This is a genomic window from Ancylobacter sp. SL191 (assembly GCF_026625645.1).
In the GTDB taxonomy this organism is placed as follows: Bacteria; Pseudomonadota; Alphaproteobacteria; order Rhizobiales; family Xanthobacteraceae; genus Ancylobacter.
Window position 1 is genome coordinate 1,739,690 of sequence record NZ_CP113056.1, and the last position, 12,105, is coordinate 1,751,794.

General features: G+C 67.4%; 9 protein-coding genes. 6 read left to right on the top strand and 3 right to left on the bottom strand.

Translation table 11 applies throughout. The features are described from left to right. Positions 1–198 precede the first annotated feature (198 nt). From ybgF to glmM, 6 genes are all read left to right on the top strand, one after another. Positions 199–1,161: a tol-pal system protein YbgF gene (gene ybgF / locus OU996_RS07885; protein ID WP_267585054.1), complete on the top strand. Its 963-nt coding sequence runs from the start codon at positions 199–201 to the stop codon at positions 1,159–1,161. Further along, entirely contained in the window at positions 1,148–2,170 is a 1,023-nt protein-coding gene (tilS, locus tag OU996_RS07890; RefSeq protein ID WP_267585055.1) for a tRNA lysidine(34) synthetase TilS, read from the top strand. Before ybgF ends, tilS begins: the two co-directional genes overlap by 14 nt. A gap of 149 nt (positions 2,171–2,319) precedes the next feature. Then, positions 2,320–4,239, top strand: a complete 1,920-nt coding sequence (gene ftsH / locus OU996_RS07895) for an ATP-dependent zinc metalloprotease FtsH (RefSeq protein ID WP_267585056.1) — start codon at positions 2,320–2,322, stop codon at positions 4,237–4,239. A gap of 372 nt (positions 4,240–4,611) precedes the next feature. Next, the gene (locus OU996_RS07900; protein ID WP_267585057.1) at positions 4,612–5,307 is read left to right on the top strand and encodes a class I SAM-dependent methyltransferase; all 696 of its coding nucleotides are present in this window, start codon (positions 4,612–4,614) and stop codon (positions 5,305–5,307) included. Between the two features lie 158 nt (positions 5,308–5,465). Further along, positions 5,466–6,863, top strand: a complete 1,398-nt coding sequence (locus tag OU996_RS07905; protein ID WP_267585058.1) for a nucleobase:cation symporter-2 family protein — start codon at positions 5,466–5,468, stop codon at positions 6,861–6,863. A gap of 145 nt (positions 6,864–7,008) precedes the next feature. Further along, positions 7,009–8,352 carry a phosphoglucosamine mutase gene (gene glmM, locus OU996_RS07910; RefSeq protein WP_267585059.1) on the top strand — a complete coding sequence of 448 codons (1,344 nt, stop codon included), beginning with the start codon at positions 7,009–7,011 and terminating at the stop codon, positions 8,350–8,352. 132 nt (positions 8,353–8,484) lie between these two features. Here glmM and choV read toward each other — a convergent pair whose 3' ends face one another. The 3 genes from choV to OU996_RS07925 all read right to left on the bottom strand — a co-directional run bounded on the left by choV (position 8,485) and on the right by OU996_RS07925 (position 11,710). Further along, complete coding sequence (choV, locus tag OU996_RS07915; RefSeq protein WP_267585060.1) at positions 8,485–9,678, bottom strand: choline ABC transporter ATP-binding protein; 1,194 nt, start codon at positions 9,676–9,678, stop codon at positions 8,485–8,487. 3 nt (positions 9,679–9,681) lie between these two features. Beyond that, positions 9,682–10,533 (bottom strand): choline ABC transporter permease subunit, encoded by an 852-nt coding sequence (choW, locus tag OU996_RS07920; RefSeq protein ID WP_267585061.1) that lies wholly within the window; start codon positions 10,531–10,533, stop codon positions 9,682–9,684. A 220-nt stretch (positions 10,534–10,753) separates the two neighbouring features. Beyond that, on the bottom strand, positions 10,754–11,710 hold the full coding sequence (locus OU996_RS07925; protein WP_267585062.1) for a choline ABC transporter substrate-binding protein: 957 nt from the start codon (positions 11,708–11,710) through the stop codon (positions 10,754–10,756). Positions 11,711–12,105: the final 395 nt, after the last annotated feature.

A 12,105-nucleotide genomic window follows, 5' to 3' on the forward strand; every position in this document is an offset into this window, starting at 1 on the left:
GGGCCTTCGTGCTTTTGCAGGGCGAGCGCCGCGATCCGCCGGTCCGCGCGCGGGATTTCGCGCTGATCTTGCCGCCGAACCCGGCATCGGGCAGGCTCGGAGTCACACTTTGGACGCGATCCGCCCCGTATCTAGCGCCGTGCCCGGCCGTACCGGCGGGCGCATCCCCCGCCTGTCACCCGAGTCGTCGTTTTCGCCATGATGGTCCGCCTTCCGCGTTGCCTCGCCCTGTTCGCCCTTGCCGCGGCCCTGATCGGGCCGCTCGCGCTGCGCGACGCCCATGCCCAGGCCGACAACAATTTCTTCGGCAACCTGTTCAAGCCGCCGGGCCAGGTGCGCCAGGGTACCCAGCCGCAGCCTGACGCCATGCCGGCGGACGATCCGGGCACTGTGTCCACGCGCGTCGACCGCATCGAGAACCAGCTGCGCACGCTGACCGGCCAGATCGAGGAGCTGCAGTACCGTAACCAGCAGCTCGAACAGCAGATCAAGGCGCTGCAGAGCGAGATCGACTTCCGCAGCCCGGGCGGCGCCCCGCCGCCGGCCGCCGGGGCCGCCGTCCCGCGCGCGCCCGCCGCCGATCCCTCGACCGGTCGGCGCACCGATGTGTTTGATCCCAATGCCCAGGCCGGCGCCCCCGGTGCGCCGCGCCCGCTCGGCACGACCGCGCCGTCCGGCGCTGTTCCCGGCGCGGCCGGCACGCCAATGGATCTCGGCCAGCTCTCGGGCCAGGTGGCGGCCGGCGGTGCGCCGGTCGGGGCGACGCCGCCCTCGACCAGCAGCCCGAAGGATCTGTTCGACCTCGCCTATGGCTACATGCTGCGCCAGGACTATGCCCAGTCCAGCCAGACCTTCGAGCAGTTCCTCAAGCTCTACCCGAATGACCGCGCCGCGCCCGACGCCTATTACTGGCTTGGCGAGACGCAGTATCAGCGCAAGACCTACAAGGAAGCGGCGCAGAATTTCCTGAAGGTCTCGACCGATTACCCGAACGCGGTGAAGGCGCCGGACGCTCTGCTGCGCCTCGGCCAGTCCCTCGCCGCCATCGGCGAGAAGGACGCCGCCTGCGCCACCTTGAACGCCGTCGGCAACAAATATCCGCGCGCCTCCACCACCATCAAGCAGGGTGTGGCGCAGGAGCAGAAGCGTGTCGGCTGCTGAGGCCGGCACCGCCTTTGATCCCGCCGGTCTCGATGCCGGCACCCTCTGCGCCGGCTTTGCCGCCCATCCCCACGTGCTGCTCGCGGTTTCCGGCGGGCCGGATTCCACCGCGCTGATGTGGCTCGCTGCCCGCTGGCGGCTGGAGAGCGGCGCGCCGACGCGGCTCTCCGTCGCCACGGTCGATCACGGGCTACGGCCCGAATCGGCGGATGAGGCCCGCGAGGTCGGCCGCCTCGCCGTCGGGCTTGGCCTCACCCACGCGGTGCTCGATCTCCCGTCGCCCCTGCCGGGCGCGCGGCTGCAGGAGGCGGCGCGGCATGCGCGCTATGAGCGCCTTGCCGCCCATGCCCGCGACATCGGCGCCAGCGCCATCGCCACCGCGCACACGCTGGACGACCAGGCCGAGACCGTGCTGTTCCGGCTGATGCGGGGTTCCGGGCTCACGGGCCTGGCCGGAATGGCGGGCGCGCGCGCGCTGGACGACCTCGTGCTGCTGCGCCCGCTGCTCGGCTGTCCGAAGGCGGCGCTCGTGGCGCTGTGCCGGCAGGCCGGACTGCCCTTCGTCGAGGATCCATCCAACCATAATCCGCGCTTTGCCCGCGCGCGGCTGCGGGCGCTGATGCCGGCGCTGGCCGCCGAGGGGCTGGACGCCGCCCGTCTCGACCGTCTCGCCGCGCGCCTGCGCCGGGCGGATGCCGCGCTGGAGGCGGCAACCGACGCTGCCGCGGCGCGCCTCGGTGTCGCAGGGGAGGGCGCCACGCTCGACCGCGCCGGCCTGTGTGCCCTGCCGGAGGAGATCGCCCTGCGCCTGCTCGCCCGCGCCATCGCGGCGCGCGGGGAGGGTGTGCTGGAACTGGCGAAGCTCGAGGCGCTGCTGGCGTGGCTGCTCGCTCTGCCGGAGGGCGCGCGGGGGGCCCGTACGCTCGCCGGCGCATTGGTCCGCGTCTCGCTGAGGCGCGTATCCATCACGCGTGCGCCGGCCCGCCGGAGCCCGCCGATTCACTTTTAACGCGGAATTGCGCGGGTGCGGTGGCCCGCAAGCCCCGGCCCATCTTGGCAAGGATCAATGCGGAACCTAAATTACCCTGAGATAAGGGAGGTCCGCCAGCGCCGGCGGAACCCGCGCGCCGGGTCGCACCCGACGCCGAAAGGAACGTGATGAACGCCAATATACGGAATTTTGCCCTCTGGGTGATCATCGTTCTGCTCCTTCTGGCGCTTTTCTCGCTGTTCCAGAATCCGGCGCAGCGCCAGGCGGCGAACGACATCAGCTTTTCGCAGCTGCTGAACGAGGTCGATCAGGGCCGCGTGCGCGACGTGGTGATCCAGGGCCCGGAGATTTCCGGCGCCTTCACTGACGGGCGCACCTTCCAGACCTATTCGCCCAACGATCCCTCGCTGATCCAGCGCCTCTACGGCAAGGGCGTGTCGATCACCGCCAAGCCGCTGCAGGACAGCGTGCCGTGGTTCGTCAGCCTGCTGATCTCCTGGCTGCCCTTCATCGCGCTGATTGGCGTGTGGATCTTCCTCTCGCGCCAGATGCAGGGCGCGGGCGGCAAGGCCATGGGCTTCGGCAAGAGCCGGGCCAAGCTGCTGACGGAAGCGCATGGGCGCGTGACCTTCGAGGACGTCGCCGGCATCGACGAGGCCAAGAGCGACCTCACCGAGATCGTCGACTTCCTGCGCGACCCGCAGAAGTTCCAGCGTCTCGGCGGGCGTATCCCGCGCGGCGTGCTGCTGGTCGGCCCGCCCGGCACGGGTAAGACGCTGCTGGCCCGCGCCATCGCCGGCGAAGCCAATGTGCCGTTCTTCACCATCTCCGGTTCCGACTTCGTCGAAATGTTCGTCGGCGTCGGCGCCAGCCGCGTGCGCGACATGTTCGAGCAGGCGAAGAAGAACGCGCCCTGCATCATCTTCATCGACGAAATCGACGCGGTCGGCCGTCATCGCGGCGCCGGCCTCGGCGGCGGCAATGATGAGCGCGAGCAGACGCTGAACCAGCTCCTCGTCGAGATGGACGGCTTCGAGGCCAATGAGGGCATCATCCTCATCGCCGCGACCAACCGCCCGGACGTGCTCGACCCGGCGCTGCTGCGTCCCGGCCGCTTCGACCGTCAGGTCATCGTGCCGAACCCGGACGTGGTCGGCCGCGAGCAGATCCTGAAGGTGCATGCCCGCAAGATCCCGGTCGCGCCGGACGTGAACCTCAAGGTCATCGCCCGCGGCACGCCCGGCTTCTCCGGCGCGGACCTCGCCAATCTCTGCAACGAAGCCGCCCTGATGGCCGCGCGCCGCAACAAGCGCATGGTCACGATGAGCGACTTCGAGGACGCCAAGGACAAGGTGATGATGGGCGCGGAACGCCGCTCGCTCGTCATGACCGAGGACGAGAAGGCGTTGACCGCCTATCACGAGGGTGGCCATGCCATCGTCGCGCTCAAGGTGCCGGCGACCGATCCGGTCCACAAGGCGACCATCATCCCGCGCGGCCGCGCCCTCGGCATGGTCATGCAGCTGCCGGAGCGCGACAAGCTCTCCATGAGCTATGAGCAGATGACCTCGCGCCTCGCCATCATGATGGGCGGGCGCGTGGCGGAAGAGCTGATCTTCGGCCACGACAAGGTCACCTCGGGTGCCGCGTCCGACATCGAGCAGGCCACCCGCCTCGCCCGCATGATGGTCACGCGCTGGGGCTTCTCGGACAAGCTCGGCCAGGTCGCCTATGGCGAGAACAATGACGAGGTGTTCCTCGGCATGTCGATGCAGCGCCAGCAGAACGTTTCCGAGGCGACGGCGCAGACCATCGACAGCGAAGTGCGCCGCCTGGTCGACGAGGGCTATGCCGAGGCGACCCGTATCCTGACCGAGAACAAGGACCAGCTCGAGATGCTGGCCCGTGGCCTCCTGGAATACGAGACGCTCTCCGGTGACGAGATCATCGGCTTGCTGGACGGCAATGCGCCGGTGCGTGACACCACGATCGAGCCGGCCAATACCCGCGCCTCGGTCGTGCCCACCGCCGGCAAGAACCGCCCGCCGCGCCCCGACGCGGGCATGGAGCCGCAGCCGCAGGCGTGAGCCTGAGCGCTGCTCTTCCCGTCGATCTCCAAGCCCCGGCCTCGTGCCGGGGCTTTTTCGTTGGCGGCCCGGCCCGTCACATCCGGTCGCGTCTGAGGGGCGGCATCCCCCCGACCACGCCCCCGTCTATGGCATTTCATGGCCGAAAATTTCGTGATGTATTCCTCTGCGTCGGCGCCAGGCGTCGCCCGGATAGACTCCGGATTCCTGTTGTTGCACGGTGGCATTTGCTTTATGTAGATACCACCTTCGACCGGAATTTCGAGTATGTCTAAAGTAAGCGTCTCCTCCCCGGACAGCGGTCACCTGCTTTCGGCACTCGTTCCTCCTCTGGCTCTCGACCGCATGGGGATGAATAGTCCCGTTTTACGCATGAAGCCGGTCAATCTTCATGTAGAAACGCCGGCTTGGCTGCAGCATATACCTTTCGCGTGGTGGATTGTTGCACAAGTCCGGCCCCGTCTACTGGTCGAGCTGGGGACGCATGCGGGTAATTCCTATTTTGCCTTCTGTCTTGCCATGCGACAGATCGGGATGAATGGGCAGGCCTTCGCGGTTGATACTTGGCGGGGCGACGAGCACGCCGGCGCTTACAATGACGAGGTGTTCGAGAAGGTCGACGCCATCAACAAACAGCAATTCGGCTCTTTCTCCTCGCTGCTGCGCATGACCTTCGACGACGCGCTGCCCCGCTTCAAAGACGGTTCGATCGACCTGCTGCATATTGACGGGCTGCACACCTATGAGGCGGTGCGCCATGACTTCGAGACGTGGCGCCCGAAAATGGCCGCTGATGGCGTCGTGCTGTTCCATGACACGGCGGAATATGGTCGCGGCTTCGGTGTGCACCGGCTCTTCGCCGAGCTCGCCCGCGACTACCCGCATTTCGAGTTCAAGCACAGCCACGGCCTCGGCATTCTCAGCATGTCGCCGCAGCCGCGGGGCGATCTCGGCCTGATGCTGCGCCCGGCGGGCTGGCGCGAGAGCCCGCTGGGCTTCTTCCGCCTGCGGCGCGAGCGCAGCATCCGCCGTCATTTCCGTGACATGGGCGCGTCCCTGCGCGCCTGACGGGTCTGGCGCCATGGTCCGGCGGGCATCTTCGCCCGTCGGGGGACGAGGCCTGTCACCACCGCTCTGTCCGGGCGCGCTATTGGCACGCGGATTGAATGATCTTCGCTACGTCACCGGGCGCCGCCGCGCCGGTGGATCCGAGCGGAGGTCACGACATGACGCAGGCGACGCACCCGGTCGATGAGAGGCTGCCCTGGCCGCGCCTCGCCACGCTCGGCCTCCAGCATGTGCTGGTGATGTATGCCGGCGCGGTCGCCGTGCCGCTCATCATCGGCCGCGCGCTCAAGCTGCCGCCGGAAGACGTCGCCTTCCTCATCAGCGCTGATCTCTTCGCCTGCGGCATCGCCACGCTGATCCAGAGCCTCGGCGCGCCCGGCCTCGGCATTCGCCTGCCGGTGATGATGGGCGTCACCTTCGCCGCCGTCGGGCCGATGCTCTCCATGGCGGCCTCTCCCGATATCGGCCTGCTCGGCATTTACGGCGCGGTCATCGCCGCCGGCGCTTTCGGCATGGTGGTGGCGCCCTTCATCTCACGCCTGCTGCCGCTGTTTCCGCCCGTCGTCACCGGCACCATCATCCTCGTCATCGGCATCTCGCTGATGCGGGTCGGCATCAACTGGGCTGGCGGCGGCCTGCCGATGCTCACCAAGGTGGTCGATGGTGTGCCCGGCGCTTTTCCCAACCCGAATTACGGGCAGGTGCAGGGGCTCGGCCTCGCGCTCTTCGTGCTGCTGGCCATTCTCGCTTTAACGAAATGGGGCCGGGGCTTCGTCGCCAATGTCGCGGTGCTGCTCGGCATCGTCGCCGGCTGCGTGCTCGCCACGGTTCTCGGGGTGATGCACTTTGAGAAGGTGGTGGAGGCGCCCTGGTTCGGGCTGGTGCTGCCGTTCCATTTCGGCGCGCCGAGCTTCCACCTCGTGCCGGTGCTGACCATGTGCCTGGTCATGATCGTGGTGATGATCGAGTCGCTCGGCATGTTTCTGGCTCTGTCGGAGATGACCGGCCGGCCGGTCGACCGCGCCGCGCTCACCGCCGGGCTGAGGGCCGATGGCGCGGGCACGCTGATCGGCGGCATCTTCAACACCTTCCCCTACACCTCCTTCTCGCAGAATGTCGGGCTGGTCGGGGTCACCGGCGTGCGCTCGCGCTATGTCACGGCGACCGGCGGGCTCATCATGCTGGCGCTCGGGCTGATGCCGAAGATGGCGGCCATCGTCGAGGCAGTGCCGGTGGTCGTGCTCGGCGGGGCCGGGCTGGTGATGTTCGGCATGGTCGCGGCGACCGGCACGCGTATCCTCGCGCAGGTCGATTTCCGCACCAACCGCTTCAATCTCTACGTCGTCGCCCTTTCCGTCGGCTTCGGCATGATCCCGCTGGTGGCGCCGAACTTCTTCAAGAACCTGCCGCACGCCCTGCACCCGCTGCTGGAATCCGGCATCCTGCTGGCGGCGCTGGTGGCGGTGCTGCTCAATGCCTTCTTCAACGGCGTGCGCCGCGGGCAGGCGGCCGAGCGCGAGGTGGCGGCGGCTGCCGCCGCGGTCGAGCACGGCTGAGTTGCGAAAGATACGCTCACACTTTGTGAAACCCGTTGCGCTATCCTCGGTGCTAGAGGAAGGCTGAGCGAAGGCCGGTCACCGGCCCGCTCGCGGATCATCGGCCGTAGGCGCCCCAGAGGGCGGCGGCCGCACGAGGCAGACCATGGCGCGTAAATTCTTCGGCACGGACGGCATTCGCGGCCGCGCCAACGGCATCATCACCCCGGAGCTGGCGTTGCGCGTCGGCATGGCCGCCGGACTCATCTTCCATCGTGGCGATCACCGCCATCGCGTGGTCATCGGCAAGGACACGCGGCTCTCGGGCTACATGATCGAGAACGCGCTGGTCGCCGGCTTCACCTCGGTCGGCATGGATGTGCTGCTGCTCGGCCCGATGCCGACGCCGGCGGTGGCCATGCTCACCCATTCCATGCGCGCCGATCTCGGCGTGATGATCTCCGCCTCGCACAACCCGTTCGATGATAACGGCATCAAACTGTTCGGGCCGGATGGCTACAAGCTCTCCGATGCCATCGAGAGCCAGATCGAGGAGCTGATCACCGGCGATATGTCGGCGCGGCTCGCCCAACCTGCCGCCATGGGCCGGGCGAAGCGGCTCGAGGGCGTGCATGCCCGCTATATCGAATTCGCCAAGCGCACCTTGCCGCGCAACCAGTCCTTCGAGGGCATGCGCGTCGTCGTCGATTGCGCCCATGGCGCGGCCTATCGCGTGGCGCCGGAGGCGCTGTGGGAGCTCGGCTGCGAGGTGATCGCCATTGGCGACAAGCCGGATGGCTTCAACATCAATCGCGAGGTCGGCTCCACCGCACCCGAGGCGCTCGCCGCCAAGGTACGCGAGGTTCGCGCCGATATCGGCATCGCGCTCGATGGCGACGCCGACCGGGTGCTGATCGTCGACGAGAAGGGCCATCTGGTGGATGGCGACCAGCTCATGGCGGTGGTCGCCGAGAGCTTCAAGGAAGATGGCCGCCTGTCGCGCGACGGCATCGTGGCGACCGTGATGTCCAATCTCGGCCTTGAGCGGCACCTCGCCGGGCTCGGCCTGACGCTGGCCCGCACCCCGGTGGGCGACCGCTATGTGCTGGAGCACATGCGCGCCAACGGCTTCAATGTCGGCGGCGAGCAGTCCGGCCACATCATCCTGTCGGATTATTCGACCACGGGCGACGGCCTCGTAGCGGCGCTTCAGGTGCTGGCCATGGTGGTGCGCCGGCAGCGTCCGGTGTCGGAGGTCTGCCACCGCTTCGACCCGCTGCCGCAGATCCTGAAGAATGTCCGCTACAAGAAGGGCCGGCCGCTGGAGGATGACAGCGTCATCAAGGCCATCGCCGCCGCCGAAGAGAAGCTCAACAGCCATGGCCGCCTGCTCATCCGCCCGTCGGGCACCGAGCCGGTGATCCGCGTCATGGGCGAGGGCGACGACCGCGATCTTGTCGAGGCGGTGGTGAACGACGTCGTGGAAGCCGTGGGTCTCGCGGCGGCGTGACGCCACGCCTCCCCCCGTCATCCCGGCCGACGCGACGCGCAGAGCCGGGATCGTCCCCCCGTCTCTGAGCGGGCAAACGATCCCGGATACGGCCTTTGGCCGTTCCGGGAAGACGCGCAGCGGGGGGCGGTGCTACCCGTCCAGCCTTCTGAGCAGGCCGCGATAGATCTCGTCATCGTCGCACAGGCCGGCGAGGCGGCCGAGATTGTCGACCAGCAGGATCGGCAGCTCGGTGTGGCGCTTGAGCTCGATCGCCGCCTTCAGCTTGAGATCGACCGGGGCGACGATGCAGTCGGCGTCATGCGCCAGCTTGTCGTCGATCACGCCGGCCTCGCCATCGGCGGTAGCGAGCAGGCCGGCGCGGCCATCCACATCGAGCGAAAGCGGCCGACCCTCGCCATCCACCCGCAGCCGCACATGGCCGCCCTTGTCGAGCACCACGGAATCGCCCTCGCGCGGCAGGCTGGCCGCCGGGCGCATCACCGCCGTGCCGCGCAGCACGTTGAGTGGGTTCATGTGCTTCACGAATTCCGCGACATAGGCGTTGGCCGGGCGCAGCAGGATGTCTTCCGCCGTGCCCGCTTGCACGATGCGTCCGCCTTCCATGATGGCGATCTTGTTGCCGAGCTTCAGCGCCTCGTCGAGATCGTGGCTGACGAAGACGATGGTCTTCTGGATGCGCCGCTGCAAGTCGAGCAGCTCGTCCTGCAGCTTGTCGCGGATCAGCGGGTCGAGCGCCGAGAAAGGCTCGTCCATCAGCAGGATATCGGCATCGGTGGCGAAGGCGCGGGCGAGGCCGACGCGCTGCTGCATGCCGCCGGAAAGTTCGTTGGTGTATTTCTCTGCCCAGTTGGTGAGGCCGACCATGGCGAGCTTTTCATCGACGATGCGCCGGCGCTCGGCCGGGGGCGTACCGCGCAGTTCCAGCCCAAAGCCCACATTGTCGCGCACCGTGCGCCAGGGTAGCAGGCCGAATTGCTGGAACACCATGGAGACGGTGTTCATGCGGATGTCGCGCAGCGTGTCCTCGTCGCAGCGGGCGACGTCGATCATCGCCCCCTTGTGCTCGACCATCACCGCGCCGCGCGCCACCTCGTTAAGGCGGTTGATGGCGCGCAGGATGGTGGACTTGCCCGAGCCCGAGAGCCCCATCAGCACGCAGATCTCGCCGCGCTCGATGGAGAGGCTGACGCCGGCCGCGCCCAGCACGGCCCCGGTGAGGTTGAGGATTTCCTCGCGGGTGCGGCCCTCGTCGATGAGACCCAGCGCGCGCTTCTGCTCGGCGCCGAAGACGATGTCGATGTTGCGGAATTCAACGGCAGCCATGGGTCACCCTTTCCGGGAGCGGCGTTCGGGCCGCTTGCACACGCGGTCGAGCACGATGGCGAGCACGACGATGGCGAGCCCCGCCTCGAAGCCCATGGCGATGTTCACCGAGTTCAGCGCCCGCACCACCGGCTTGCCGAGCCCGTCCGCGCCGACCAGCGCCGCGATCACCACCATGGAGAGGCTGAGCATGATGCACTGGGTGATGCCGGCCATGATGGTCGGCAGCGCATAGGGCAGCTCCACCTTGAACAGGAGCTGCGTCTTGGTGGCGCCAAACGCCTTGCCGGCCTCATAGAGCGCCGGCGGCACCGAGGAGATGCCCAGATGCGTGAGGCGGATCGGCGCGGGAATGGAGAAGATCACCGTCGAGATCAGGCCGGGCACCGCGCCGAGGCCGAACAGCACCAGCGTCGGGATCAGGTACACGAAGGTCGGGATGGTCTGCATGAGGTCCAGCACCGGGCGGATGGCGGTGTAGAGCCAGGGCCGGTGCGCGGCGGCGATGCCGATCGGCACGCCGACCACGACGCAGACGAAGGTGGCGCAGATGACGAGGGAGAGCGTCTCCATCGTCGCCGTCCAGTAGCCGAGATTGGTGACCAGCAGCAGCGCGCCGACGATGAACACGACGAGGCCGATGGAGCGATGCACCAGCCAGGCGCACAGCCCGAACAGCGCGATCAGCAGCAGCGGCGGCACGAAGAGCAGCGCGGCGGTGAAGCCGCCGATCAGCGCTCCCAGCACCAGCGAGATGAAGTCGAAGAAGCCCTGCCCATGGGTGGTCAGGAAGTCCACGAAATTCCGCAGCCAGAGGCCCAGCGGAATCTTGTGCTCGGTCAGCCAGTCATACATGGGTCGCTTCCCTCGCGGCGATGAGCGGATTGAGCCGTATCGAGGCCGACGAGCCTGTGGCGCATCATCCCCCGTCATGGCCGGGCTTGGCCCGGCCATCCACGTCTTTCGAGAGGCACGGTTTCGGAATGTCGCCCTGGGACAAGGCGTGGATCCCCGGGCCAGGCCCGGGGATGACGTTGCGACAGGCCCCTGTCGTGCGAGAGGTCCGGCTAAGCCGTCACAGGCCGAGGCTCTTCTTCACCGCCGGCACGGCGGGCTTGCCGTCGATGGTGGTCACGCCGGCGAGCCAGGGCTCCCACACGGTCGGGTTGGCCTTGAGATACTTCTCCGCCGCCTTGGCGGGGTCCATGCCGTCGAGCAGGATGTAGCCCATCACCACATTCTCGGTCGCGAGCGAGAACTTGAGGTTCTTGATGAGGGTGCCGACATTCGGGCACTCGGAAACATAGCCGGCGCGGGTGTTGGTGTAGATGGTGGCGCCGCCATAGTTCGGGCCGAACACGTCATCGCCGCCCGACAGGTAGCTCATCTTGTACTTGGAATTCATCGGGTGGGGCTCCCAGCCGAGGAAGACGACCGCTTCCTTGCGCTTGGAGGCGCGCTCGACCTGCGCCAGCATGCCCTGCTCGCTGGATTCGACGAGATCGAAGCCCTTGAGCCCGAACTTGTCGTCCTTGATCATGTCGAGGATCAGCCGATTGCCGTCATTGCCCGGCTCGATGCCATAGATCTTGCCGCCGAGCTTGTCCTTGAACTTGGCGATGTCGGCGAAGGACTTCAGCCCCTCGTCATAGAGATAGGTCGGCACGGCGAGGGTGTATTTGGCGCCCTCGAGATTGACGCCGATCACCTCGACGCTCTTGTCGTCGCGGTAGGGCTTCAGGTCGGCTTCCATGGTCGGCATCCAGTTGCCGAGGAAGACGTCGATGTCCTTGGTCTGCATCGACTTGTAGGTCACCGGCACCGAGAGCACCTGTGTCTTCGGCGTGTAGCCGAGCGCTTCCAGAATGTCGGAGGCGAGCGCGGTGGTGGCGGTGATGTCGGTCCAGCCGACATCGGCGAACCGCACGGTCTTGCACGCCGCGGGTTCGGCGGCCTGAGCCGCGTGGAAGCCCGGCGCCGCGCCGAGCGCGAGGCCGAGGGCGGCGGCGGCCAGAAGGTGGAAGCTGCGCATCGTTACTGTTCCCGTTTTCGCCTGCGTTATGCCTGGATCATGGAACCGGGCCCGCGGGACGCCAAGGCCCGCCTGACCGGATTCAACAAGTCGGGGTCGCGGCGCATGCGCCGGAAAGGCGGCCGCCCTTGCCCGGACGGTGCCTCGATACGAGCGACCCACACGGAGCCGGCGATGGAAAACGTCGCCGGGCACCGGCACGCGGCCTCTGGAAGGCTTCTTTTGAATGACTATTCAATACCTGGCCTGCGACTTTGTCACGCGCAATTTTTACCCCAAACGCTGCGAAAACTGCCTGTTTTCGGGCATTTTGACGGAATTCGTCATCGCATTTGAAGTCTTGCGACGCGTGCGTTGCGATCTCGCAGTTGCGGGATGAGGAGGGTTTGCCACGG

Coding starts and splice junctions, on each gene's coding strand:
- choV (WP_267585060.1), bottom strand. CDS start 9,678: ATGGCTGCCGTTGAATTCCGCAACATCGACATCGTCTTCGGCGCCGAG.
- choW (WP_267585061.1), bottom strand. CDS start 10,533: ATGTATGACTGGCTGACCGAGCACAAGATTCCGCTGGGCCTCTGGCTG.
- OU996_RS07900 (WP_267585057.1), top strand. CDS start 4,612: ATGAAGCCGGTCAATCTTCATGTAGAAACGCCGGCTTGGCTGCAGCAT.
- OU996_RS07905 (WP_267585058.1), top strand. CDS start 5,466: ATGACGCAGGCGACGCACCCGGTCGATGAGAGGCTGCCCTGGCCGCGC.
- OU996_RS07925 (WP_267585062.1), bottom strand. CDS start 11,710: ATGCGCAGCTTCCACCTTCTGGCCGCCGCCGCCCTCGGCCTCGCGCTC.
- ybgF (WP_267585054.1), top strand. CDS start 199: ATGATGGTCCGCCTTCCGCGTTGCCTCGCCCTGTTCGCCCTTGCCGCG.
- glmM (WP_267585059.1), top strand. CDS start 7,009: ATGGCGCGTAAATTCTTCGGCACGGACGGCATTCGCGGCCGCGCCAAC.
- ftsH (WP_267585056.1), top strand. CDS start 2,320: ATGAACGCCAATATACGGAATTTTGCCCTCTGGGTGATCATCGTTCTG.